The sequence below is a fragment of the Amycolatopsis sp. NPDC051128 genome (genome assembly GCF_040682715.1).
In the GTDB taxonomy this organism is placed as follows: domain Bacteria; phylum Actinomycetota; class Actinomycetes; order Mycobacteriales; family Pseudonocardiaceae; genus Amycolatopsis.
This window is the reverse complement of the sequence record NZ_JBFBBN010000061.1, coordinates 1-21,515: the sequence shown is the minus strand read 5'-3', so window position 1 is coordinate 21,515 and position 21,515 is coordinate 1. Positions and strand designations below refer to the sequence as shown.

36 protein-coding genes are annotated in these 21,515 nt (G+C 70.4%); 35 read left to right on the top strand and 1 reads right to left on the bottom strand.

What is annotated here, in order from left to right; translation table 11 throughout:
* The first annotated feature begins 2 nt into the window (after positions 1–2).
* From AB0M82_RS39675 to AB0M82_RS39630, 10 genes are all read left to right on the top strand, one after another.
* On the top strand, positions 3–677 hold the full coding sequence (locus AB0M82_RS39675) for a hypothetical protein (RefSeq protein ID WP_364733700.1): 675 nt from the start codon (positions 3–5) through the stop codon (positions 675–677).
* Positions 674–1,648, top strand: coding sequence for a DNA cytosine methyltransferase (locus AB0M82_RS39670; RefSeq protein WP_364733697.1), 975 nt, complete (start codon positions 674–676; stop codon positions 1,646–1,648). The genes AB0M82_RS39675 and AB0M82_RS39670 overlap by 4 nt, the downstream gene beginning before the upstream one ends.
* A complete protein-coding gene (locus AB0M82_RS39665; protein WP_364733694.1) occupies positions 1,645–1,902 on the top strand; it encodes a hypothetical protein in 258 nt (85 codons plus the stop codon). Before AB0M82_RS39670 ends, AB0M82_RS39665 begins: the two co-directional genes overlap by 4 nt.
* Positions 1,903–1,983: 81 nt before the next feature.
* Positions 1,984–2,631, top strand: coding sequence for a hypothetical protein (locus AB0M82_RS39660; protein ID WP_364733692.1), 648 nt, complete (start codon positions 1,984–1,986; stop codon positions 2,629–2,631).
* A 25-nt stretch (positions 2,632–2,656) separates the two neighbouring features.
* Positions 2,657–3,709, top strand: a complete 1,053-nt coding sequence (locus AB0M82_RS39655) for an HNH endonuclease (RefSeq protein WP_364733690.1) — start codon at positions 2,657–2,659, stop codon at positions 3,707–3,709.
* A complete protein-coding gene (locus tag AB0M82_RS39650; protein WP_364733688.1) occupies positions 3,706–4,572 on the top strand; it encodes a DNA adenine methylase in 867 nt (288 codons plus the stop codon). The genes AB0M82_RS39655 and AB0M82_RS39650 overlap by 4 nt, the downstream gene beginning before the upstream one ends.
* Positions 4,559–4,777, top strand: coding sequence for a hypothetical protein (locus tag AB0M82_RS39645; protein WP_364733685.1), 219 nt, complete (start codon positions 4,559–4,561; stop codon positions 4,775–4,777). The genes AB0M82_RS39650 and AB0M82_RS39645 overlap by 14 nt, the downstream gene beginning before the upstream one ends.
* Positions 4,774–5,658 carry a hypothetical protein gene (locus AB0M82_RS39640; RefSeq protein ID WP_364733683.1) on the top strand — a complete coding sequence of 295 codons (885 nt, stop codon included), beginning with the start codon at positions 4,774–4,776 and terminating at the stop codon, positions 5,656–5,658. Before AB0M82_RS39645 ends, AB0M82_RS39640 begins: the two co-directional genes overlap by 4 nt.
* Complete coding sequence (locus AB0M82_RS39635) at positions 5,651–5,773, top strand: hypothetical protein (protein ID WP_364733680.1); 123 nt, start codon at positions 5,651–5,653, stop codon at positions 5,771–5,773. The genes AB0M82_RS39640 and AB0M82_RS39635 overlap by 8 nt, the downstream gene beginning before the upstream one ends.
* Positions 5,770–6,339: a hypothetical protein gene (locus AB0M82_RS39630; protein ID WP_364733678.1), complete on the top strand. Its 570-nt coding sequence runs from the start codon at positions 5,770–5,772 to the stop codon at positions 6,337–6,339. The genes AB0M82_RS39635 and AB0M82_RS39630 overlap by 4 nt, the downstream gene beginning before the upstream one ends.
* Before the next feature lie 177 nt (positions 6,340–6,516).
* On the opposite strand, the gene AB0M82_RS39625 is transcribed toward AB0M82_RS39630, so the two are convergent.
* The gene (locus tag AB0M82_RS39625) at positions 6,517–6,729 is read right to left on the bottom strand and encodes a hypothetical protein (protein WP_364733676.1); all 213 of its coding nucleotides are present in this window, start codon (positions 6,727–6,729) and stop codon (positions 6,517–6,519) included.
* A gap of 115 nt (positions 6,730–6,844) precedes the next feature.
* On the opposite strand from AB0M82_RS39625, the gene AB0M82_RS39620 reads away from it, so the two are divergent.
* The 25 genes from AB0M82_RS39620 to AB0M82_RS39500 form a co-directional block, all read left to right on the top strand.
* Positions 6,845–7,063, top strand: a complete 219-nt coding sequence (locus tag AB0M82_RS39620; protein WP_364733673.1) for a hypothetical protein — start codon at positions 6,845–6,847, stop codon at positions 7,061–7,063.
* Positions 7,064–7,178: 115 nt separating this feature from the next.
* Complete coding sequence (locus AB0M82_RS39615; protein ID WP_364733670.1) at positions 7,179–7,559, top strand: hypothetical protein; 381 nt, start codon at positions 7,179–7,181, stop codon at positions 7,557–7,559.
* Between the two features lie 31 nt (positions 7,560–7,590).
* Entirely contained in the window at positions 7,591–7,953 is a 363-nt protein-coding gene (locus AB0M82_RS39610) for a hypothetical protein (RefSeq protein ID WP_364733668.1), read from the top strand.
* 100 nt (positions 7,954–8,053) lie between these two features.
* Complete coding sequence (locus AB0M82_RS39605; RefSeq protein WP_364733667.1) at positions 8,054–8,257, top strand: hypothetical protein; 204 nt, start codon at positions 8,054–8,056, stop codon at positions 8,255–8,257.
* 26 nt (positions 8,258–8,283) lie between these two features.
* Positions 8,284–9,009, top strand: a complete 726-nt coding sequence (locus AB0M82_RS39600) for a hypothetical protein (RefSeq protein WP_364733665.1) — start codon at positions 8,284–8,286, stop codon at positions 9,007–9,009.
* A gap of 61 nt (positions 9,010–9,070) precedes the next feature.
* Positions 9,071–9,256: a hypothetical protein gene (locus tag AB0M82_RS39595; RefSeq protein ID WP_364733663.1), complete on the top strand. Its 186-nt coding sequence runs from the start codon at positions 9,071–9,073 to the stop codon at positions 9,254–9,256.
* A complete protein-coding gene (locus tag AB0M82_RS39590) occupies positions 9,253–9,612 on the top strand; it encodes a hypothetical protein (RefSeq protein ID WP_364733661.1) in 360 nt (119 codons plus the stop codon). Before AB0M82_RS39595 ends, AB0M82_RS39590 begins: the two co-directional genes overlap by 4 nt.
* The gene (locus AB0M82_RS39585) at positions 9,609–9,902 is read left to right on the top strand and encodes a DUF6221 family protein (RefSeq protein WP_364733659.1); all 294 of its coding nucleotides are present in this window, start codon (positions 9,609–9,611) and stop codon (positions 9,900–9,902) included. The genes AB0M82_RS39590 and AB0M82_RS39585 overlap by 4 nt, the downstream gene beginning before the upstream one ends.
* Positions 9,899–10,123, top strand: coding sequence for a hypothetical protein (locus AB0M82_RS39580; protein ID WP_364733656.1), 225 nt, complete (start codon positions 9,899–9,901; stop codon positions 10,121–10,123). The genes AB0M82_RS39585 and AB0M82_RS39580 overlap by 4 nt, the downstream gene beginning before the upstream one ends.
* A gap of 101 nt (positions 10,124–10,224) precedes the next feature.
* Entirely contained in the window at positions 10,225–10,503 is a 279-nt protein-coding gene (locus AB0M82_RS39575; protein ID WP_364733654.1) for a hypothetical protein, read from the top strand.
* 157 nt (positions 10,504–10,660) lie between these two features.
* On the top strand, positions 10,661–11,002 hold the full coding sequence (locus AB0M82_RS39570) for a hypothetical protein (protein ID WP_364733651.1): 342 nt from the start codon (positions 10,661–10,663) through the stop codon (positions 11,000–11,002).
* Positions 10,926–12,524, top strand: coding sequence for a terminase (locus AB0M82_RS39565; RefSeq protein ID WP_364733648.1), 1,599 nt, complete (start codon positions 10,926–10,928; stop codon positions 12,522–12,524). The genes AB0M82_RS39570 and AB0M82_RS39565 overlap by 77 nt, the downstream gene beginning before the upstream one ends.
* A gap of 101 nt (positions 12,525–12,625) precedes the next feature.
* A complete protein-coding gene (locus AB0M82_RS39560; protein ID WP_364733646.1) occupies positions 12,626–12,874 on the top strand; it encodes a hypothetical protein in 249 nt (82 codons plus the stop codon).
* Entirely contained in the window at positions 12,856–14,088 is a 1,233-nt protein-coding gene (locus AB0M82_RS39555) for a phage portal protein (RefSeq protein ID WP_364733644.1), read from the top strand. The genes AB0M82_RS39560 and AB0M82_RS39555 overlap by 19 nt, the downstream gene beginning before the upstream one ends.
* Positions 14,085–14,504: a hypothetical protein gene (locus tag AB0M82_RS39550; RefSeq protein WP_364733641.1), complete on the top strand. Its 420-nt coding sequence runs from the start codon at positions 14,085–14,087 to the stop codon at positions 14,502–14,504. Before AB0M82_RS39555 ends, AB0M82_RS39550 begins: the two co-directional genes overlap by 4 nt.
* A complete protein-coding gene (locus AB0M82_RS39545; protein ID WP_364733638.1) occupies positions 14,497–15,111 on the top strand; it encodes an HK97 family phage prohead protease in 615 nt (204 codons plus the stop codon). The genes AB0M82_RS39550 and AB0M82_RS39545 overlap by 8 nt, the downstream gene beginning before the upstream one ends.
* Before the next feature lie 114 nt (positions 15,112–15,225).
* The gene (locus AB0M82_RS39540) at positions 15,226–16,629 is read left to right on the top strand and encodes a phage major capsid protein (RefSeq protein WP_364733635.1); all 1,404 of its coding nucleotides are present in this window, start codon (positions 15,226–15,228) and stop codon (positions 16,627–16,629) included.
* 3 nt (positions 16,630–16,632) lie between these two features.
* Complete coding sequence (locus AB0M82_RS39535) at positions 16,633–16,983, top strand: hypothetical protein (protein ID WP_364733632.1); 351 nt, start codon at positions 16,633–16,635, stop codon at positions 16,981–16,983.
* Positions 16,980–17,348, top strand: coding sequence for a hypothetical protein (locus tag AB0M82_RS39530; RefSeq protein WP_364733629.1), 369 nt, complete (start codon positions 16,980–16,982; stop codon positions 17,346–17,348). Before AB0M82_RS39535 ends, AB0M82_RS39530 begins: the two co-directional genes overlap by 4 nt.
* A 12-nt stretch (positions 17,349–17,360) precedes the next feature.
* A complete protein-coding gene (locus AB0M82_RS39525; protein ID WP_364733626.1) occupies positions 17,361–17,774 on the top strand; it encodes a hypothetical protein in 414 nt (137 codons plus the stop codon).
* Positions 17,775–17,788: 14 nt separating this feature from the next.
* Positions 17,789–18,139, top strand: coding sequence for a hypothetical protein (locus AB0M82_RS39520; protein WP_364733624.1), 351 nt, complete (start codon positions 17,789–17,791; stop codon positions 18,137–18,139).
* Between the two features lie 11 nt (positions 18,140–18,150).
* A complete protein-coding gene (locus AB0M82_RS39515; RefSeq protein ID WP_364733621.1) occupies positions 18,151–18,426 on the top strand; it encodes a hypothetical protein in 276 nt (91 codons plus the stop codon).
* Positions 18,427–18,632: 206 nt separating this feature from the next.
* Positions 18,633–19,130 (top strand): hypothetical protein, encoded by a 498-nt coding sequence (locus AB0M82_RS39510; RefSeq protein WP_364733619.1) that lies wholly within the window; start codon positions 18,633–18,635, stop codon positions 19,128–19,130.
* Positions 19,130–21,061 carry a hypothetical protein gene (locus AB0M82_RS39505; RefSeq protein WP_364733616.1) on the top strand — a complete coding sequence of 644 codons (1,932 nt, stop codon included), beginning with the start codon at positions 19,130–19,132 and terminating at the stop codon, positions 21,059–21,061. The genes AB0M82_RS39510 and AB0M82_RS39505 overlap by 1 nt, the downstream gene beginning before the upstream one ends.
* The coding region (locus AB0M82_RS39500; protein ID WP_364733613.1) for a hypothetical protein at positions 21,058–21,515 on the top strand (458 nt) is incomplete at its 3' end. The genes AB0M82_RS39505 and AB0M82_RS39500, both read left to right, overlap by 4 nt.

Below are 21,515 nucleotides of genomic sequence, written 5' to 3'. Positions count from 1 at the left end.
TCGTGCGCGAACGATCGTCCGGCCTGTGCGAGATCTGCGGCTTGGCGCGCGCCGACACCATGCACCACCGGCTCACCCGGAAGTACGGCCCGTGGGACCCCACGAACATCGTCCATCTGTGCGGCGACGGCACCCGCGGGTGCCACGGCCGGATCACCAATACCCGAAACGAGTACTACGACCGCGGATGGCTGATCCGCACGTGGGACCAGCGCACGCCCGCCGAGATCCCCTTTCTGCACCACGCATGGGGATCCGTCTACCTCGACGCGCTCGGCGACTATCACCACCGCGAACCGGAAGGCACCACCATGACCGACCTGAACATCGTGTTGCACCTGATCGAGCACGCGGAACGCTGGCAGATCAAGGACAAGCGATTCACCTACCTCTCATGCAACGGGCTCGGGATGACGCTCACCCTCCCGCACGGCGAGGTCGGCTTGTTCCACCAGTGGGTACGCGAACTCGGCGGGCGCACAATCGTCGCCCGCCGCGACCTCAACCACCCCGGCCAGCTGGAGGCGTCCGGCACCCTCGTGTCCGGCAACCGCGTGTCCGTGCTCGTCGAGCTGGACCGCCGGCTGCTGATCGACGCGAAGATGCTTGGCCGTGTCGAGCTGACGCGCGTCGAGCAGATGGCCCGCGAGCTGAACCCGGAGACGGTGCCCGCATGATCACCGCGACCGACCTGTTCTGTGGTGGCGGCGGCTCCTCCGAAGGGCTTCGCCAGGCGGGAATGTCCATCGAGGTCGCCGCGAACCACTGGCCCCTCGCGGTGGCCACGCACGCGCTGAACCACCCGGACACCGAGCACCGCACCAAGGACCTGAGCGAGCTGGACTGGCGGACCTTTCCGCGCACGACGGTGCTGTGGGGCTCCCCCTCGTGCCGCAGGCAGGGCCGGGCGTCCGGACAAAAGGCGCCGTCGATCGACGTCGAGCTACGGCGGGAAGACGCCGGGGCAGTCGACCGCGCCACCGCGTTCGCGATCATCGCGGCTGCCGAGGTCCACCTGTACCCGGTGATCATCGTCGAGAACGTCCCGGAGTTCACCGCCTGGACGCTCTACCCCTGGTGGCTCGACGGCCTCCGGACACTCGGCTACACCGTCGAGGTGCTCATCCTGGACGCCGCGGACTTCGAGCACGCGCAGAACCGCAAGCGAATGTTCGCGGTCGCCACCCGCGGCGTCGACGTCGACCTGACGTTGCCTACCTTCGCGCCGGTCGCCGCGTCCGAGATCCTCGACCCTGACCCGGGTCGGCCGGTCACGCGGCGGCTGTACGTCTCTCCGCAGATCGACGAGATCACCGACGACGGCGTGCCGCACCTGGTGACCTACCGGCGCAACGCGCGGGCACGGCGAGCCGATCGCCACCAACTGGCGACCGTTACGGCGGGCGGGAACCACCACGCCGTCGCCACGATCATCGACGGGGTCCCGCATCACCGGCTGGTCAGCAACGCCGAATGCGCCCGCGCGCAGGGCTTCGACGACGAGTACCGGTTTCTCGGCAAACCCGCCGACGTCAAGAAACAGATCGGCAACGCCGTGCCGGTCGGCATCGCCCGATGGCTCGGAACCCGTGTCGCCGCTGGCCTTGGCGTGAGCCAGGGAGTAGCCCAAGGAGAAGACGCCGCATGACCGTCCGATTCGTGATCTCCGCCGACCCGGCCGCCATCGCCGCCGCCGGTGTCGCGCTCGCCGAACAGGGCGTGTTCGTCGAGCACGTCGGCAACGACCCGACCGGCCTCCGGCACTTCGACGTCACCGACGACGAGGGCGACGAGAACGCCCACGAAACCGGCACGCTCGGCAAGATCCGCACCGCCTGGCGGCGCGACATCGATTCGATCCCGTTCCCGTCGATCTTCTACCAAGGACAGTCCGGCGAGTAGTCCGCTCTGCCCGATCTCGGCCCGGCGTGGTCCCGATCCGCGCCGGGCCGTTCCCTACCTGAACCCCTTGGAGGTGATCACGTGGACTTCCACACGGAGAAGAACCGCGACCTGCGCCACGTCCCCAAGTTGACCGGGAACGCGCCGCAGCGTTCCGCGCTCGCCGAGTCCGACGCCGCCGCGTTCGCCCGCGACATCCACGCCTACGACGTCAATCAGATCTGGGGCCGCGCGAACTGGATGCTGGAGAAGAGCCCGACCCGTCTCCTTGCCGCGCTGGTGCACCTGGCTGCCCGCGCCGACCCGAGGACGCCGGCATGGTGCGACGCGCTCGGCGGCACCATCGGCCTGCACCCCGACTACGACCCGGCCCGCCACCGCACCGCCGAGCCGAAGACGGCACCAGCCCGGAAGATGGGCAAGCACGATCAGGCGATCATCGACCTGGCCGGCAAGGGTCTGCACGACAACGCGATCGCCCGCGAACTCGGCCTGAGCCGCAAGACGGTCAACCAGATCCGCGGCGCCTACGGGCTGCCCGACCGGTCGCACGAGCGCGTCACGCGCCGCGACGCCGAGATCGCGGAGCTGGCCGCCGTGGGCAACGGAAACCACACCATCGCCGCCGCTGTCGGCGTGTCCCTGAGCACCGTTCAGCGCGCGCTACGCCGCATCGCCGACGCCGCCGGGACCGAGCACGCGGACGCGGGAGCCGAGCCCGCCGCATGACCATGCTCATGATCGGCGGTGCCTGATGCCCTGGGCACGCCTCGACGACCGGCTACAGATGTCGGTGAAGATCCGCGGGCTCGCCGACGACGGCGTCACCGGCGACCGCAAGAAGGACCAGATCAACGGAGCACTCGGGCACTTCATACAGCTGCTCACGTGGGTTGCCGGCGCGGGCACCGACGGGTTCGTCACGGCCGACGTCGCCGATTTGTTCGGCACCGCCGCGACCACGCGCCGGCTGCTGCGCGCAAGGTTCGGCCGTCAGCCGCTGCTGCACCAGCTCGACGAGCACGGCAAGCCGCCGAAGTGCCCGTGCCTCGACGGCCGCGAGTGGAAACCCGACTTCGAGTTCTTGATCCATGACTATCTCGACAGGAATCCGGCGAAGGCCGAAGTGGACGTCAAGCGTGCGAAGGACCGGGAGTTGCGGAACTCGGCGCTGAAAGCTGCGGTCCGGCTGCGCGACCGCGACACGTGCCGCTACTGCGGCGTTTTCTGCCCGTTCAGCGACCGCGTGTCCGACGACGGCTTGACCTACGACCACGTAGACCCGGAGATCGCCGGCGGCATGGGCAACTTGGTAATCGCGTGCCGAGGCTGCAACCGGAAGAAGGGCAAGCGGACGCCGTTCCAGGCGGGCATGGTGCTGCTGGACCTACCTACGACAGGACCTGTGACCGTCGCTGGCCTCGTCACAGGTCCGGTCACAGGTCCGGTTACAGGTCTCGTCGTCACTCCCGGCGCAGCAACCACACCAGCCCCCGACGGCGCCGACGTGCGCGAACACGTCACCGAACCGGGCACCACCCTGCCCGCTGACCAACGACGTGACGGGTCCTCGTCGCAGGTGCAGAGGTCTCCGGGACGGGACGGGGACGGGCTCGTCACAGGTACCGGGGTTCCTTCCACTGTGGAGCCTCCGCCGTCTGTCCCGATCGGACCGCCACCCCCGCGACTGACCGGCCGTCCCGGCAACCCGTACCTGAGGGAGTCCCGCCCGTTCCCGGATCTGCACGCAGGACACCCGCCCCAGCCCGGCGACGACCCGGCAACCGAACGCCTGGAGGCATCGTGAAACCCCCGTTCGCCTACTTCGGCGGGAAAACCAAGCTGGCTGGGCAGATCGCGGGAATGCTGCCGGAGCACGAGCACTACGTGGAACCGTTCGGCGGGTCGCTGGCGGTGCTGCTGGCCAAGCGTCCGTCCCGGATGGAGACGGTCAACGACATCGACGGCGACCTGATGCTGTTCTGGCGGGTGCTGCGGGATCGGCCGGGCGACCTGGAGCGGGTGTGTGCGCTCACCCCGCACGCGCGGGCCGAGTTCCTGGAGGCGTACGCGCTCGGCGAAGCCCCGGACGACGTCGAGCGGGCGCGGCGGGTGTGGGTGCGGCTCTCGCAGTCCCGCACGGGCACGCTGCTGCGCACCGGATGGCGCCACTACGTCGACCCGGCCGGCTCGTCCATCGGGATGCCGGGCTACCTCGGCGGCTACGTCGAGCGGATCGGACCGGCCGCCGCCCGGCTCGCCGGCGTGTCGCTCGAGTGCCAGCCCGCGCTGGAGCTGATCGAGCGCTACGGGCAGAGCCCGCGCGTGCTGCTCTATGTCGATCCGCCGTACCTCGGCACCACTCGCGTGTCCGGCGCCTACCGGCACGAGATGGCGGCCGCGGCCGAGCACCGCGCGCTCGCCGAGGCGCTGCAGGCATGCCGCGCCGCTGTCGTGCTGTCCGGCTACGACTCGCCGCTGTACGCCGAGCTGTACCCCGGCTGGCACGTCCACCGGATCGAGACGACCACCGGCCAGGGCGGCACCCGCCAGGAACGCACTGAAGTGCTCTGGTCCAACCGACTCGCCGAACCGACCCTGTTCGGCGGCGTGGGCCTCGAGGCCCACGCCGCAACCTCTGATCGAGGAGCTGGGTATGACGTCGCTTGACCCGGGCCGGTCGCCATGCCGGACGCATCCGTGCAGTACCGAGCACGCCGACCTTGTGCGCTCGTTCTGGGAAGCCGTCCGGCTCTGGGACGAGCAGGCGGAGCGGGTCACCGGCGGGTACGGGCCCGAACTGGCGTTGTACCGCGAGGACCACCCGCGGCCGACGCTCAAGGCCTACTTGATCACCAGACGAAGGGCCGCATGATGACCGACTTCCTGAGCGTGGCGGACGCCGAGCCGTTCGACAGCTGCCAGCACCCGGTGTGGGTCGCGGTGGGCGAGGTCGCCGACCTGCCCGCCATCGTCGCCGCGGTGCGCGGCAAGGAACCCGATTGGGCCGTGAGCGGCCTGATTGAGGCGTCGGTGCGCGCGGCGCTTGGCGCGGTGGGCTACCGGATGGACCGGCCGCGCGCGTTCGAGATCGGCGACGCCGAGCCGGACGACGTGACCGAGGTCTACGACCCGGCCCGCCGCCGGTGGGCACGCGGACATGACGGCTTGTGGTTCATGACGGAGACGGCTTCGCCGCATCTGCCGTGGGCCGAGCTGCTCGACCGGACCGGCGAACTGGTCGAGGTGCTGCCCGGCCCGGCGACGCCGACGCGCGCCGAGGTGATCGAGCGGGCGGCGGAGGTGTTCTGTGACAGCCCGGCGAACGGCGTCTGGTGGGCCGACCTCGGCGAGCCAATGCGCGCCATGTACCGGCGCCGTCAGGCCGCGGTCGCGGACGCTGGGCTACTCGCCGACCCGGCGGTGTTCGCCGAGATCGCCCGCCTGAGGAACGAGCGCGACGCTGCCCGCGGCGAAGCGGAGCGGCTGCGCGCGGACGCCGAGCGTGCCAGTGACCCGCGCTCGTGGGTCGCGGTGTGGCGTCCGTACGAGGGGCCGGCCGAGCAGTGGCAGCACGGCGAGACGGCGTGCCTTTTCGGCCAGGACGGCGTGATGGAGTTCCGGCGCCCCGTGCGCCCGGCAGGCGACGGACCGGCCCTGTCCGGTCTCGCGCTGCGCGCTGCCGAGGAAGCCGACGACGCGAGCGAGCCGGACGAGCTGACCCCCACCAGCCCGGAAGTGGTCTCCGGTGACTGACCCCGTCAGCGCGGTTGTCCGCGCGTACGCCGCGTTCCTGCGGGCTCGGCTGGCCGTGCGCGAGCGCGTCGCCAAGTCCCGCGCCATCCAACGCCTGGACCGGGAGGACCGGTGAGCCAGTACCTGACGCCGACGACGGCGGAGGAAGACGAACTTGACCGCGTGGTGCGGGAGACACTGAGCAGCCGAAGCGCGATCAGCTGGCACCAGCTGATCGCGGCAGAGGCCGACGCGATCGCCGTACACGGCGTCCTTGACCGCATCAACCGCAAGATCGCCGTGGACCTGGAGTCGCGGCGCACATCGCTCTCGGCGCTGCGGGCGCAACGCGACGCCGGGCAGGTCTCGCAAACGGTGTTCGCCGAGGCGCACGTGAAGTACTCGGACTGGCGGAGCCGGACGCTCTACTTCCGTGGGCACCTGCGGGCTCGGCTCGACGAACTCGACGACCGGATGCGCGACATCAAGGCACGCCACCGCGCCGACGCCAGCCACGCGGAGTGGCAGCGGTACCGGGACGCGCTGTACACCGTGCAGCGCCAGCACGTTCCCGACGCGTCTGGCGACCCGCGCATGTGTATGCGCTGCCACGACGCCGCCGGCGATCCCATCGAGCACCCGTGCCCCACGCACCAGGCCGCGACGGACGCGCTCACGGCGCCGCAGGCGGTCGCGTCATGACGTCGTTGGACCCGGGCCGGTCGCCGTGCCGGTCGCACCCGTGCAGCGTCGAGCACGCCGACGTGGTGCGTTCGTACCGGGAAGCGGTGCGGCTGTGGGACGAGCAGGCTGAGCGGGTGACGGGCGGCTATGAGTGGGAGATGGCGCGCTACCGGGAGGATCACCCGCGGCCAACGCTCAAGAGCTACCTGTTGGCGCGTCGGGTTCCTGGCGGCTCGCCCGCGTCGGCAGCTCGGCGTCCGGCTCACCGACGTAGTACCGCAGGAACTTGACGATCTCGTCCCCGCGGTTAGTTCCCCGCGCGGTGGCGACCTCGCCGGCGCGTAGCCACAGATCGCGCGGCGCCCACACCCGGCCAGGGAACTTGTCGTCAGCGCGTTGGTTCGCCATGGCAAGAAGATATCACGGGTGAGGTCCCACCTATAAATCCTGCTTGACAGGTGGGATCTCACCCGTGTTAGGGTGAGATCCCACCCAGTCGGGACCACCAACCACGGAGGACCACATGACCGAGGCATCGCAGATCAAGCCCGGCGACTACGTCGCCTACTTCGGCTCCCTCGTGGACCTCCACGACATCTGTTTCGTCGTCGGCGTCAACGCCGATGGCACCTACGAACTCGCGATGGACGACGAACCCGAGGTGGTGCGACTGCACACCGTGCGTCGCCAGTCGATCAGCGGGACCGGCGGCCGAACCGACCGATACCGGCGCTACAGCTGACCACCCGCCCCGGCTTCGGCCGAGGCGGCACCACGGCCCAACTGGCAGACACCCGGCGTTCGAGTCCTGGGAGGGCGCAACCACACGACCGTCCACACCAGACAGGAGCACGACCGTGATCAGCGCCCGCGTGAAGACCATCGCCGCAAAGGCAGGCGTCGAGCGCATGAACGAGCTGCGCCCCGGCGTCTACTACGTCGGACAGCCGAACCTCGGAACGATCGTCGAGCGGCTCAGCGCCACCGCTTGGCGGCTGACCTCGACGCGCGGCAGCTCGATCAGCCGCACCCTGACCCGCGCGTTCGAGATCGCCCAGCGCGAGGCCGCCGACATGGAAGCGATCGTGGCCAAGGTCGACGCGATGACCGACGCCGAGTTGCACGAAGCGCTCCGGACGCCCGGCCTGAACTACACCCTCCGGCAGCACGTCATTGCCGCGCGGATCCGACGCGGAATCGACCGGCAGCCCAGCTCCCGCACCAACCCCACCCACTGACGGACCGTTCACACCAGACCGGAGAACCACGATGACCGAGCAGACCATGATGCGCCTCGTCGCGAAGTACGCCGCCGCCACTTCGGCCAAGCTGATCGAGCAGACCGCCGTGATCAACGCGATTGCCAATGATCTGAGCGACGAGAACTACCGCGACCGCCACGTCGCGCTGCTGGAGGCCGAGCAGAACCGGCGGTGTGTCGCCGACGTCGCGACCGCCCGGATCCTCGCGGGCCGCGAGGACGTCGCCCGCTCGATGGCCACCGACGACTTGCAGGAGATGCTGCCGGACTTCGAGCAGGTCGCCGCGCTGTGCGGCATTCGGCCGGACCAGGCCGAGGCGAACCGGCAGATCGTGATCACCGAGCTGCGTCGGCGCGGTATCGAGGCATGACTGATCTTCGCCCCCGCCGCGCGTAGGCGCCGCCGGTCCGTGACCGAGCGGGGCGCACCACCGACCGGCCTACTTCCCATGATCGAAAGGACCACGCGCCATGACGCGCTTCGCGCTTCCCCGCATCCTGTACATGAGCCGACGTGCCGCCAACCTGGTCGACGAGATCGCCGAGCTGCGCCGGTCCGACTCGGAGATCACCCGCGACGTAACCGCCGACTGGCACGCGGAGAACCGGCAACTTCTACTCGACGAACTGCACGCCGCGGCGCTTGTCGACGACGCCGAGCGGGCCGACCAGTGAGCCGCGGATTCAGGGGCGCCGCGTGGGTGTGCATCGTCCTCTCGGCGGCGTCGTCGATGCTGATCAGCTACGCCGGCCTCGCCGGTCTGGCGCGGCTCGTCGGCTACACCACCGTCGACCTGCCGCTGTCGCCGGTGGCCATCGACGCCAGCGCGCTGCTGCCGATCGCCATCGACGTGGCCATCGTCGCCAGCACGCTGGTGTGGCTCGGCCAGGGCGCCCCGGCGCAGACCCGGAACTACGCCCGCGGCTTGGCGCTGGCGACCATCAGCACCAGCGTGCTGGCGAACGCCGGCTACCACGGGTTGACCGGTGGCGGCCCCGCCGGTTCCTGGTGGCTCGCCAGCATCGTCGGGAGCATCCCGCCCGCCAGCCTGGCGGCGCTGGTGCACCTGGGCGCGCTGCTGGTCCGCGCCAACCCCGCGACGCTGGCCGAGGTCGAGCCCGCGCACCAGGTCCCGGAGCAGCCGCACCAGGACCCGGAGCCCGCTCACCAGGACCCGGCGGAGGGTGCGCCAGCGTCGCCAGAACCGGGCGATGAACCTGGCGACGACTTGGTTACCAGCGAAGATCTCGCCGAGAAGGTCGCCAGCGTGATCGCTGCCGCAGAACGCGCGGGGCTCCGGCCGCCCGGCCGCAGCGTGCTCGCGCGTCAGCTCGACGTGAGCGAGCACGAGGTGCGCCAGGCCCTGGCGAGGCTTCGCCAGGAGCGCACCGGACAGCTGGCGTTGACGCCAGCGGCTGGCAGGTAGCAACACCCGACGCTGGCGGGGGCCGCCCGGCCCCGCCAGCCCGACCAACCACGGAGGAACCGTGAGCACCAAACCGAACCCCGCCCCGGCGCCGCCCGGACTCGCCGCCGGCGTGGTCCTGTTCGCCGCTGGCGTGCTCGCCTGGCTCTGGCTCGGCGACTGGCGGTACAGCGCCACCGGCGCCGTGCTGCTGGTGCTGGCCGTCATCGTCGGTGCCGCGCTCAAGGGCCGGAGGCCGCGCGCATGAGCGCCACCTACGCCGGACGCGTGAGCCGGACCATCGTCCGCGGGACCGCCCGCCGGCTCGGCATCACCCGGCCGATCCCGACCCGGGACCTGACCCCGGCCGAGCGTCGCGAGCGCGAGGGCCAGGCGCTCGCGCAAGGCATGCTCGCCGTTGGCGCGTTGCTGCGCCCGCTCGTGCTCGTCGTCGAGCAGCCTCCGGTGGAGTACTCGCCGGACGGCCAGTGGCGTCGGCGTCGCTGCGCCGAGTGCGGGTTCTCCGATGACACGCACTGCTGGGTGGGGCTTGGTAGCCGTGGCCACCTCTGCCGCCGCGACGGCGCCACGGTCATGGTGCTGTGGTCCGGGGACCGGTGGTGACGGTGGGCGACTTGCTGGCCGAGGCCGAGGTGATCGAAGCGCTGGTGCTGTTCCTGCGGGCACGGCTCGACGAGGCCGAGGGCTGGGCGTACGACGCGAGGCACGACTACTACCACGACGACTGCGGACGACGCCTGAGCACGGACATCCAGGTCAAGCGCCGAATTCTCGACCTGGTGACGTACGCGTCCGGCGGCGACGGCTACACCGAGGCGTACCGCGATGTGGTGCGTCTGCTCGGCATGGAGTACGCCGAGCACCCCGACTACCGCGAGGAGTGGCGCCCGTGACCGGGGTCGTTGTCGAGTTCGTCGGCGGACCAGCGGACGGCACCCTTCGCGTCATGGAGTGCGGCGAGGACGGCCGGCCTCCCACCGTGATCGAGCTGCCGGAGTTCGCCGGACCGTCCGGGCCGGAGATGACCATCCGCGCGGTCCGGTACGAGCTGGAGGTGAACTCCGCGGATGACGGGCCACTGTGGCTCTACCGCCGCAAACGGCCCGTGGCCTGAACGACACGAGGCCGGGCGCCCCCGGGTAGCAGCGGGCACCCGGCATCTCGTGCGCCCGCCGCTCTAACCGCCTACCCCGAATAGACGGTTACGCTGTTCGAGTGAGTGCGGGGTGGACGAACGGCAGCACCCGCCGGTGGCGTGGTATCCGGGCGTACGTGCTGGACCGGGACCGGTGGGTGTGCCAGCTGTGCCATGAGCCCATCGAGCGCAGGCACCGTCACCCGCACCCACGCAGCGCGCAGGTGCACCACCTCGACGGCAAGAGGCACGGCGACAACCCGGAGCGGTGCGTGGCCGCGCACCGTCAGTGCAACCTCGACGCCGGCGAGCCCGCTCCCGCACCTGACCCCGAGCCTCGGCCCCTGACGGAGTGGTGACGACCATGCGCACGACGCGACGCGTACAAGCCTCTGACCTGCGGAAATGCGCGTCTACAGTGGACGAGCCCCTGACCTGCGGTTTTTTGGAGGACCCCCGCGGCCAGGACATCCACGTCCCTGTGTCCTCTCTCTCCCCGGCATACACGGATCCGCGATGAGCGCGCCGGAGGAGCCCGGCGAGGGCGTCGAGCCGGCCACGGGCAGCGTGCTGGCCGCCGTCGAGCAGACGTTGGAAGCGCTCGACTTGGAGGACGAGGATGTCGGCGCGGCCACGCTCGCGCGGCGGCTCGCCGTGGCGCTCGACGTCGAGACGAGCGGGCGGACCGTGGCCGAGCTGTCCGGGCGGCTGCTGGCGGTGCTCGACGCGCTCGGCGCGACCCCGGCGGCGCGCAAGTCGATCGTGCCGAAGGGGGGTGCGCATGACGGCGCCGCCGAAAGCCCCAAGAAGGCCAAGCTCCGAGCCCTCCGGGACGAGCACGACGGCCGTACTGGGTAGCACCGAACCGCGGCTGTACACGCCGCCGCTCATCGTCGGCGCGCCCGGCCCGTGCGGCTGCGGGTGCGCGCTGACCCCGGCGACGTCGTACGGGTTCGCGGTCGACAACTTCGCGCGCGACATCCTCGAAAAGCCGCTTGACCCGTGGGAACGGTTCCTGGTGATCCACGCCGGCGAGCTGCTGCCGGACGGCATGCCGCGGTTCCGCAAGGTGCTCGTCATCGTCGCGCGCCAGAACGGCAAGACGCACGTGCTCGTGGTGCTGTCGCTGTACTGGCTGTTCGTCGCGCGCGTGCGGCTGGTGCTGGGCACCAGCACGAACCTCGACTACGCGAAGGAGTCGTGGGAAAAGGCCGTCGAGCTGGTCGAGGAGATCGAGGAACTCGCCGAGGACGTGCCGCTGCGCACCGGCATCCGCCGGGCGAACGGTGAGCAGACCCTGAAGACGGTCCACAAGAGCCGGTACAAGATCGCCGCTTCCAACCGAAAGGGCGGCCGGTCGCTCACAGTCGGGAAGCTCATCCTCGACGAGTTGCGCGAACACCAGACCTGGGAAGCGTGGAACGCCTCCTACAACGCGATGAACGCCGTCCCGGACGCGCAGGCGTTCGGCATCACCAACCAGGGCGACAAGCGCAGCGTGGTTCTGATCTCGCTGCGCAGTGAGGCCGTGGAGGTGGTCGAGGGCGTCGAGGTGATCCGCGCCGACGGTGACCCGCAACTCGGGTTGTTCGAGTGGTCGGCGCCGCCGGGGTCGCAGGCGGACGACCCGTACGCCCTGGCCGCGGCAAACCCGAACCTCGGCCGCCGGATCGACTTGCGATCGCTGCTGTCGGACGCGCGGCGCGCGATCCGCAACGGCGGTGAGGAGTTGGCCACCTACCTGACCGAGATCCTGTGTATGCAGGTCGAGAACCTGGACCCGGCGATCAACGGCGCGAAGTGGTCGGCGCCGGCGCCGGATGGCGGCTGCCTGGACATCGGCGACATGGCGCACCTGCGCGGCCGGACGGCGATGGTGCTCGACGTGTCGCCGGGCAGTCGACACGCCACGCTCGTCGCCGCGGCCGTGCTCGACGACGGCCGGGTGCGCGTCGAGGCGGTCGCCGCATGGACGGACATGCGGAAGATGCGACGGGAGCTGCCCGGCAAGGTCGCCAAGGCGAAGAAGTTCGGGTGGTTCCCCGACGGCCCGGCCGCCGCGTTCGCCGCCGACCTCGCCGACGGCCCGCAAGCCAACTGGCCGCCCAAAGGCGTCGAGATCGAGGAGATCCGCAGCGACGTCCCAGCCGTGTGCATGGGCTTCGCGCAGCAGGTCGAAGACGGCGACATCGCGCAGTCCGATGACCCGCTGCTCAACGCGCAGGTGAAGGGCGCCGAGAAGCTGAAGTCAGGCGACCGCTGGCGATTCACCCGCCGCGGCGACGGCAACTGTGACGGCGCCTACGCCAGCGCGGGCGCCGTGCACTTGGCGCGGACGCTGCCGGTCGAGCAGCCGCCGCCACGCTCCGCCGTCTACTGATCAGCCTGCCGAGGAGGCACTCGGAACTGTGCGACAATCGGCAACGAATCGAACACCTGTACGCACTCGAATGCAGTAGCCGACGAAGCGGAGGACCGCCCGTGCAGCCGAGCACCGACGAGGCCGGCGCCCCGAAGCGCGTCCGCGCGGTGCTGGCCGCCGCTGTCCGCATCGCCCGCAGCGTCGCCACGCAGGGCCGCAGCCGGGCCGCGGTCGCCGCGCAGCTCGCCGGCACGGGCGGCGCGCTCACCGGGTTCTCGATGCTGGTCGGTCCGGCGTGGACGCTGCTCGTCGGCGGCGTCGCGCTGCTCGGCGTCGGGACGCTCGCCGAGTGGAAGGGCGCGCGCTGATGGGCCTGGGCAAGATGCTGCGCCCGCGCAGCACGCAGGCGCAGCACAACCGCTACGCCGGGTCCGGGTTCGAACTGATCATCGACGGCACCCCGGGCGGCGTGTCCGGGCTCTCGCAGATCCAGCAGTACCGCGGCGCGATGTCCATCCCCGGCGCGTGGCGCGCCGCCATCCTGATCTCGGACCTGCTCGGCGGGGTGCCCTGGAACGCCTACGACGAGGCGGACGCCGGACACCTGGAGAAGGTCACCCCGACACCGCCGCTGCTCGCCAAGCCGGCGCCGCCGGACAACCGGATGACCACCTTCTCTTCGTGGGCGCTGGATCTGGTGTGGCACGGCAACGCGGTCGGGGTGGTGGCTGCGCGCGACGATCTCGGCTACCCCACTGCGGTGCTGCCGGTCCCGGCCAACTGGGTCGGCGTCCGCCGCGTGTCCGGAATGGACTACTCGCCGCTCCCGGTCGGCGCGGTCGAATACTGGATCGGCGGCCTGTCCTACGCCGAACACCAGATCATCCACATCAAGGGCCCGTGCGCGCCCGGCGCGCTGCGCGGGTTCGGGGTGCTGGAGGCGCACCTGAACGGCACGCTCGACCTCGCCTCGGAGTTGCAGGCGCAGGCGCGGTCGATCTCGCAGCACGGCGTCCCGACGGCGGTGCTGAAGTCCGACAACCCCGACCTAACGCAGGGCGAGGCCAACGACCTCAAGGCCGGGTGGCTGAAGTCGCAGCGCGAGCGGACGGTGGCCGTCCTCAACGCAACGACCTCGTTCGAGGCGCTCGGGTGGGACCCGGAAAAGCTGGAACTGGTCGAGGCACGCAAGTTCTCGTTGACCGAGCTGGCGCTGATCTTCGGGCTGCCGCCGCGGTTCCTCGGCGCGTCGTCAGGGGATTCGATGACGTACGCGACCAGCGAGACCGAAACCATCGACCTGTTGAAGTTCTCCCTCGGCGGGCACCTGGCCCGGTTCGAGCAGACCCTGTCCGACCAGATGCCGCCGGAGCGCTGCGCCAAGGCGAACCTGAACGCGCTGCTGCGGGCCGACACGTTGGCGCGCTACCAGGCGCACGACATCGGTATCCGGTCCGGGTTCCTGCTGCCGTCGGAAGCGCGCTCGATCGAAGACCTGCCGCCCGTCGAGGGCATCGACGAGCGGAAGCCGGCCGCGCCTCCCGCACCCGCAAACGCCACCCAGACAGGAGCCAAGCCGTGAGCGCTGCATCCCGCCGCAACACCCGCCCGCGTACCGAGCAGGCCGCGCCCGCCGCGGCGCAGCCTGCCGAGGACGTCGCCGAGCTGTCCCCGCCTGTCGGCGAGGAGCAGCCCGCCGGCGACGGCGCACCGCCGGTGGAGACGACCAGCGACCAGGCGCCGACCGAGGACCAGCAGGCGCCCGCCACCGAGCAGCCGACGACCGACGAGCAGCCGCCCACCGACGTCGAGGGAAAGCCCGCCACCGCGGCGCCGGTAGCGAGGACCACTGACGGGCGCCCGGTGTGCCGCGTCGGGCGCGACGTCGCGCCCGCGCTCCCCGCCTGCGACAAGCCCGAGTTCATCGACGACTTCGGGATCTGCGGCGGGCACTACGCCATCCGTCCGGACCTGCGCAAGGAGGCATACCGTGGCTGAGGTCGTCTTCCGGTCCTTCACGCCGGATCTGGAGGTGCGCTCGGCCGCGCAGGGCGGCGACGGCCGCACCATCGTCGGCATCGCCGTGCCCTACGACCGTCCACAGCGGATCGACCGGACGTTGGTGGAGGCGTTCGCGCGCGGCGCGTTCAACCACCAGCTGCGTGCGGCGCACCGCATCCCGTTCGCGCGTGAGCACATGTCGCTCGGCGGGACGTTGGTCGGCAAGACGGTGAGTCTCCGCGACGACGCGGCCGGCCTGTACGGCGAGTGGCGGGTGTCGAAGACCCCGGCCGGAGACGAGACGCTGGAGCTGGTGCGCGATGGCGTACTGCCGCACCTGTCCATCGGGTTCCGTGAGGACAAGAACAAGCGCGCCGCGGAAGGGACCGTCATCCGTACCCGGGCGCACCTGACCGAGGTCGTCGCCACGCTCCAAGGCGCTTACGGCGATCACGCCGCGATCAGCGGTGTGCGCTCCGCCGACGAGATCGACGACGAGGACCAGGACGACGACGGCACGCCGCGGCTGCTGGCCGTGCGGCGGATGCTGGCCACCTCGACCTCTCCGTACCTGCGTGGCGTCCTGGCCCGCAGCGACGGGTAACCGGCGTACCCGCTTCATCGGTTACGATAGCCGCCAAGAGAACCGGCACCCCGCGTCTCGACGAGATCGAGCAAGCGACACCCCGGATGGTTTCGACAACATCCGGGAGAGGCTGTGCCCCCGAAGAACCCGTACCTCGCCGCCCAGCAGACGAAGCTGACGGCGCTCGAAGATTCCATCCTCGCCACGCAGACCCGCGCGGCCACCGAGAACCGCGACCTCACCGACGAAGAGGTCCGGTCGATCACCGCCGAGGCCAAGCAGCTTGAGGCGATCGGCGCCCAGGTCACGCAGCTGGTCGACATCGAGAAGCGCGCGGCCGCGGTGCGCTCCGCCGCCGCAACGGTCGAGTCGGCCGCCGGGGACGCGGGCGCCACGCAGGCCGGCGGCGAAAACCTCGGCGTCGCCGAGCAACCGGCAGGCACCGGCGGCAACGACGCGGGCACCAAGACCCGTTCCCGCGTCACCACACAGGATCGCGACCCGGGCCACTACCGACGCAAGGGCGGCAGCCACTCGTTCTTCGGCGACCTGTACCGGTCGCAGATGGGCGACGACACGGTTGCTCGCGACCGGCTCGCCGAGCACACCCGTGCACTGACGACCGGCGCGAACGGCCCCGGTGTGGTTCCGCCGCACTGGATGACCGAGGAGTTCGAGACCCTGGCCCGCCAGGGCCGCGCGCTGGCCAACGCCGTGCGGAACATCCCGCTCGGCGACGACCCGCGGCCGATCACTCTGCCCAAGCAGACCGTGGGCACGGACAACGTCGTGGCCGAGCAGGCGAACGAGAACGACCCGGTGTCGGGCACGGACGCGTGGGACTCCGACGTGGACACCGCGACGCCGAAGCCGACCGCGGGCAAGCAGATCGTGTCCCGGCAAATGCTCGACATGTCGAACCCGGCCATCGACCTGCTGATCTACGGCGACCTCATGGAGGTCTACAACGCCAAGGTCGAGGCGAAGGTGGGGGCCGTGTGCATCGCCGCCGCAGGCGCTCCGATCGCCTCCGCGACGTTCGCCACCGAAGCGGCGTTCACCGGCGTGGCCCCGGCAACCCCGGCGCTCGATGCGTCGATCGACCTCGCGATCGCCGTGCGCAACGCGCGCAAGAAGCCCGCCAGCATCCTGGTTTCGACCGTCACCCGGTACGGGAAGTTCCTGAAGCTGAAGGACACCACCGGCCGACCGCTGATCCCCTCGGAGACCGCGGGCATCATGAACGTGGCCGGCGTCGGCGAAGTCGCGGTGGACGGCCGGATCGAGGGTCTCGGCGTGATCGCCACCGACGGCATCGGCGACGGCGCGACCTACCCGGAAAAGTTCCTGGTGATGCGCCCGGCGGACGTGCTGCTGTTCGAAGGCAACATTGCGCGGTTCCGGTTCGAGGAGCAGGCCGGCCCCGAGTCGGTCGTGCTCGGCATCTGGGCCTACACCGCCGCGGTCGCCCGGCAGAAGGGTGCCAGCAGCACCGTCTCCAAGGCGATCCGCGCCGGCCAGGTCACGGCGGCCTGAGTCATGGTGACGTGGCCGCCGCCGCTGGCGGACCTGAAAGCCGACATGAACTCGCCCGCCGGGGCGAGCGATGACGCGGCGCTTCAGGCACAGCTTGATGCGGCGGTCACGTTCGTGCAGCGGGTCCGGTCCGATGTGGACTACCGACCGAACCCGCTGCCCGAGGCCACCGTGCCGGATGCGGATCTGGTGCTCGGCACGCTCCGGCTGGCCGGCCGATGGTTCACCCGCCGCCGATCGCCGGAGGCGCTGGTGACCATGGGCGAACTGGGCTCGGCCCGGGTCCCCTCGTTCGATCCGGACATCGAGCGGCTGTTGCGCATCGGGCGGTTCCGCGGGCCGGTGTTCGCATGACCCAGATCGAGGACGCCGCTGCGGCGCTGAAAGCCGCGCTGGCCACCGTCGAGCAGCTCGACGGCCGGATCTACGAGAACCCCGGCGCCACGGTGACCGGGGTGAGCGCGGTTGTCACGCCGCCGACTCTGGAGTGGGGCAGCTTCGGCCGCGGCGCCGGGCCGACGGAAGCCACGTTCGTCGTGCACTTGGTCGTGCCGTTCGACGAGTACGCCACCGATCGGCTGTACCCGCTCGTCGAGCCGATGCGCGACGCGATCGAGGCTGACCCGCTGTTCACGGTCGCCTCGGCATCCCCGGGCCTGCTCCAGCAGGGCGGGACTCAGCTCCCCACGTACGCCTTCACGGTCGACGTGGGTTTGTAGGAGGAGGACAGGATGGGCAACCTCACCGCGCGGCGGCTGAAGCTGCTGAACCTCACGATCGGCACGGTGTCGGTCGAGTGCCAGCTGTCGAGCTGGAACCTCGATCCGGGAATCCAGGACGGCGACCGGCTGCGCAGCTACTGCCCGGACGGCGTCACGATCGCCGAGACCGACGCGGAACCCACGCTGCAGCTGAAGACCTACAGCAAATGGGTGGTCGGCGGGTTCGAGGACTTCTGCTGGAACAACCGCGGCGTGGTCGCGGATTTCCAGCTCGACCACCACCCCGACATCCCCGCCGAACACGTGCGGTGGAACGGACAGGTGCTGGTTCAGCCGGCGCCGGTCGGTGGCGACCGGGGCGACCAGGAGATGACCGAGATCACGTTCATGTGCATCGACGACCCCGTGTTCTCGCGGCCGTAAGGGAGATCTACGACATGGCCAGGCAATCCGTCACCACACAGAAGATCACCCGCGCCGGGACCATCCCGACAGCGACGTCCCCGAACGTGGACGGCGACATCATCGACACCGGCGCGTCGGTGTTCCTGCTGGTGTCCAACACCGGCGGCTCAATGGCACAGGTCACCGTCCAGACACAGGCCACGTTCGACGGCCTCCCCGTCGAGGACCTGGTGGTCCCGCTCGCCGGCGGGGTCACGCGGGCGATCGGGCCGATCCACACGGGCACGTTCGGGTTCCCCGAGGGCGACACCAACGCCGGTCGGGCGTTCGTCGACTACACCGGCACCCCGGCCGACATCAAGCGTTCCGTTCTGTCCTACTAGGAGGCACGTACATGATCACGCTCCACATCACTGGTGACAGCGGGTTCGACGCCGAGGTGGTCGTCAAGCCGCGGCACTTCCTGCTGTTCGAGCGGGCGACCGGCGTCAAGTTCTCCGACTTCGAGGCCGGCGTCTCGATGGCCACGCTCTACCAGCTGGCGCACCTGGTGATGAAGATCCAGCACGCGGCCGACACCCCGGCGAAGCTGGTCGAGTTCGAAGAGACCTTCGACGTGCTGCCGGTCGGTGAGGAGGAGCCGCCGGGCCCTACCCCCGCGGCTCCCTGAGCTACACGGTCCTGGGGATCGCGGTAGCTACAGGCATTGCGCCGCAGTACATCGAACGACTCGACGAACGATCGATCACCACCATGGCGTGGCATCTCGAACAAGCCGAGAAGCAGGCCAGGGGAAAGACCTCGGGGCCAGGTGAAGGCCCGAGCCGATTCGGCTCCGCCCAGATGTCCGGATAAGGCGCGAGGAGGTGCACCCCGATGGCGAAGACCACGCTCGTGGTCACCGTGCGCATCGACGGTGTGCGGGAGATCCTGCGCGCGTTCTCCGTGCTGCCGAAGTCGGCGCAGAAGGCGATCCGGGACCACTCGCAGGCGCTGGCCCGCAAGCTCGCGGTCAAGGCCGTGGTGGACGTGTCCGCCCACGGTGGACCGCAGGGACCGAACCTGGCGACGACGGTCAAGGCGGTGCGCGACCGGGTGCCGGCGATCCAGGTGGGCGGCACGCGCAAGCTCGGCCGCCACCTGTCGCCGGCGTGGGGGATGTTGTTCGGCTCGCTGTTCGGCATGAACGGCCGGAGCGGCTGGTTCTCCGCCGCCCGCTACGCCTCGGCGGCCGGCCGTCAGTACCGGCCGCACGCCGGGCAGCAGGCGTACGCGTTCTTCCCGCTCGTCGAGGCCGAGGCACCCACCATCTCGCGTGAGTGGCACGCCGCGGTCGACGACGTGGTGCGCGAGTTCTCCCAGGGCGGTGCGTGATGGCCCTCGGCGAACGCACCGTAAAGATCAAGTTCGACGGGTCCAGTGCCGGTCTGGTCGCCGCGGCCGCGGTCGCCAAGGCCGAAATGAAGTCGCTGGCCGACGACGCCAAGAAGCGCAGTAAGGCACTGAACGACTTCGCCGCTGGTGTCGGCAACGCCGCGCGCGGCGTGATGAGCCTGGCGTCCAAGGCCGCGTCGGCGGCGTCGGTCGCGAACCTGCTGCCCGTCGCCATCAACGGCATCATCGCCGCGGCCGGCCTGCTGCCGCTGGCGGTGGCCGGCGGGTTCGCGCTCGCTGGCGCGATGGTCGCGGCCAAGCTCGGCGCCGACGGGGCCAAGCGCGCGTTCGCCCAGCTGAACCCGCAGATGACCTCGCTCAAGGCCGCGGTGTCGTCGAGCTTCGAATCGGCGCTGTTGCCCGCGGTGCGGAACCTGCAAGGGCTGTTGCCGAAGACGACGAGCGGGTTTCAGCAGATCGCGACCGCGATGGGCGGCGTGGCGACCAAGGTCACCGGCGTCGTCGCGTCCGCGAAGGGCACCGAGCAGGTCAACACGCTGCTGTCCGGCACGGCGCGGGTGATCCAGAACATCGGTGCGTTCCTGGCGCCGGTGATCGCCGCGTTCCTGCGGATCGGCGCGGTTGCGATGCCGATCCTGGTGCAGCTGTCGGGCGGACTCGGCGCGGCCGGCGAGAAGTTCAACGTCGCGGTGCAGAGTTTCGCCGACTCCGGCGAGCTGACGCAGTGGATTCAGGGCGCCGTAAGCGGTTTCAAGTCGTTCTTCGGTGTCGTCGGCGACGTGATCGGAATCATCAGCTCCGTACTCGGTGCCATCCAGGACGCCGGCGGTGGACTCGGCGGGTTCATCGGTCCGCTGCTGAACACCGTGCGCGAGTTCCTGGACTCCGCGCAGGGCCACGACACGCTCGTGAAGTTCTTCCAGGCACTGAACACCGTGGCCGGCGTGGTGTCCAAGGTGCTCGGCGCGCTGCTGGCCGCGGTCGCACCGGCGATCCCGCCGCTGGCCTCAGCGTTCGCGAACCTCGCCACGACCATCGGCAACATCCTGGTGCCGGTCATCAACTTCCTGGCGCCCGTGCTCGCGAACATCGCCAATTTCATCGCGCAAAACACGAGCTGGATCATCCCGCTGATCGCGGCGATCGGCGCGTGGATAGTCGTGCAGAACATCTTGAACGCGTCGCTGTGGGCCAACCCGATCGGTGTGGTCATCCTCGCGATCGTCGCGCTGATCGCGATCGTCGCGGTGATCATCACCTATTGGGACCCGATCGCGGCCTTCTTCGTGTGGCTGTGGAACGTGGTGAAGGACGCCGTCACCGTTGCCGCTCAATGGATCTGGCAACGGCTCGTCGACGCCTGGAACTTCATCAAGGGCGTGTGGTCCGGGGTCACCGGCTGGTTCTCCGGCGTGTGGAGCGGCATCACCGGCGGCGTGACCACCGCGATGAACTGGGTCCGCGACCGTTTCAACGACGCGTGGAACTTCATCAAGGGCGTGTGGAACGGCGTCGGGTCCTTCTTCTCCGGGATCTGGTCGGGCATCGGCAACGGCCTGAAGGGCGCCCTCAACGGCGCGATCCGGCTGCTGAACGGCGCCATCGACGGCATCAACAACATCTCCGGCGTGGTCGGCATCCCTGCGATTCCGCACATTCCGTACCTGGCCAAGGGCGGCACCGCCCGCGGCGGCCGGCCGTACATCGTCGGCGAGCGCGGGCCCGAGCTGTTCGTTCCCGGCCAGACCGGGCGCGTGGTGTCGAACGCGCAGACCTTCGGCGGCCCGCGGGTGATCGAGCTGGCGGTGGACCTCGGCAAGGGGATCCAGGAGCGCATCCGAATCGACCTCGACGACGCCGGCCGCCAGACCCGCCGCGCCGTCGCCGCCGGAACCGGTGGGATGCGATGACCACCACCACGACCTACCTCGACGACCTCGGCCGTGTGCGGGTGGAGTTCAGCGGCCTGAGCACCGACGCTGACTACGCACTCGTCGAGCGTTCCACCAACGGCATCACCTGGACCACCGTGCGCGGGGGCGACAAGGTCGGCTTGAGCGGCGGTGTGGGCAAGCTCGACGACTACGAGTTCGCGGCCGGTGTCCCGAACACCTACCGCGTGACCGCCATCGACGCGGCCGACGTGTCCCGGTTCGGCGCGGCCGCGTTCACCACGGGCAACAACGCGACGTTGAACCCGCCGCTGCCAGCGGGTGTACCGAACGGCGCGCTGCTGCTGCTGTCGGTCACCCACGCCAACACCGCGGCGACGATCACCACCCCGACCGGGTGGACACTGCTGCCCGGGGGCGCGTCGCACATGGCGGTGTTCTACCGGACCATGGGCGCCGGGGTCACCGCGCC

Bases quoted from the DNA above. Each gene is read 5' to 3' on its own strand.
- AB0M82_RS39625 (WP_364733676.1), bottom strand. From the start codon at position 6,729: ATGGCGAACCAACGCGCTGACGACAAGTTCCCTGGCCGGGTGTGGGCG.
- AB0M82_RS39655 (WP_364733690.1), top strand. From the start codon at position 2,657: ATGCCCTGGGCACGCCTCGACGACCGGCTACAGATGTCGGTGAAGATC.
- AB0M82_RS39530 (WP_364733629.1), top strand. From the start codon at position 16,980: ATGACCCAGATCGAGGACGCCGCTGCGGCGCTGAAAGCCGCGCTGGCC.
- AB0M82_RS39515 (WP_364733621.1), top strand. From the start codon at position 18,151: ATGATCACGCTCCACATCACTGGTGACAGCGGGTTCGACGCCGAGGTG.
- AB0M82_RS39570 (WP_364733651.1), top strand. From the start codon at position 10,661: ATGAGCGCGCCGGAGGAGCCCGGCGAGGGCGTCGAGCCGGCCACGGGC.
- AB0M82_RS39510 (WP_364733619.1), top strand. From the start codon at position 18,633: ATGGCGAAGACCACGCTCGTGGTCACCGTGCGCATCGACGGTGTGCGG.
- AB0M82_RS39610 (WP_364733668.1), top strand. From the start codon at position 7,591: ATGACCGAGCAGACCATGATGCGCCTCGTCGCGAAGTACGCCGCCGCC.
- AB0M82_RS39520 (WP_364733624.1), top strand. From the start codon at position 17,789: ATGGCCAGGCAATCCGTCACCACACAGAAGATCACCCGCGCCGGGACC.
- AB0M82_RS39505 (WP_364733616.1), top strand. From the start codon at position 19,130: ATGGCCCTCGGCGAACGCACCGTAAAGATCAAGTTCGACGGGTCCAGT.
- AB0M82_RS39590 (WP_364733661.1), top strand. From the start codon at position 9,253: ATGAGCGCCACCTACGCCGGACGCGTGAGCCGGACCATCGTCCGCGGG.
- AB0M82_RS39605 (WP_364733667.1), top strand. From the start codon at position 8,054: ATGACGCGCTTCGCGCTTCCCCGCATCCTGTACATGAGCCGACGTGCC.
- AB0M82_RS39645 (WP_364733685.1), top strand. From the start codon at position 4,559: ATGACGTCGCTTGACCCGGGCCGGTCGCCATGCCGGACGCATCCGTGC.
- AB0M82_RS39565 (WP_364733648.1), top strand. From the start codon at position 10,926: ATGACGGCGCCGCCGAAAGCCCCAAGAAGGCCAAGCTCCGAGCCCTCC.
- AB0M82_RS39670 (WP_364733697.1), top strand. From the start codon at position 674: ATGATCACCGCGACCGACCTGTTCTGTGGTGGCGGCGGCTCCTCCGAA.
- AB0M82_RS39620 (WP_364733673.1), top strand. From the start codon at position 6,845: ATGACCGAGGCATCGCAGATCAAGCCCGGCGACTACGTCGCCTACTTC.
- AB0M82_RS39525 (WP_364733626.1), top strand. From the start codon at position 17,361: ATGGGCAACCTCACCGCGCGGCGGCTGAAGCTGCTGAACCTCACGATC.
- AB0M82_RS39665 (WP_364733694.1), top strand. From the start codon at position 1,645: ATGACCGTCCGATTCGTGATCTCCGCCGACCCGGCCGCCATCGCCGCC.
- AB0M82_RS39535 (WP_364733632.1), top strand. From the start codon at position 16,633: ATGGTGACGTGGCCGCCGCCGCTGGCGGACCTGAAAGCCGACATGAAC.
- AB0M82_RS39640 (WP_364733683.1), top strand. From the start codon at position 4,774: ATGATGACCGACTTCCTGAGCGTGGCGGACGCCGAGCCGTTCGACAGC.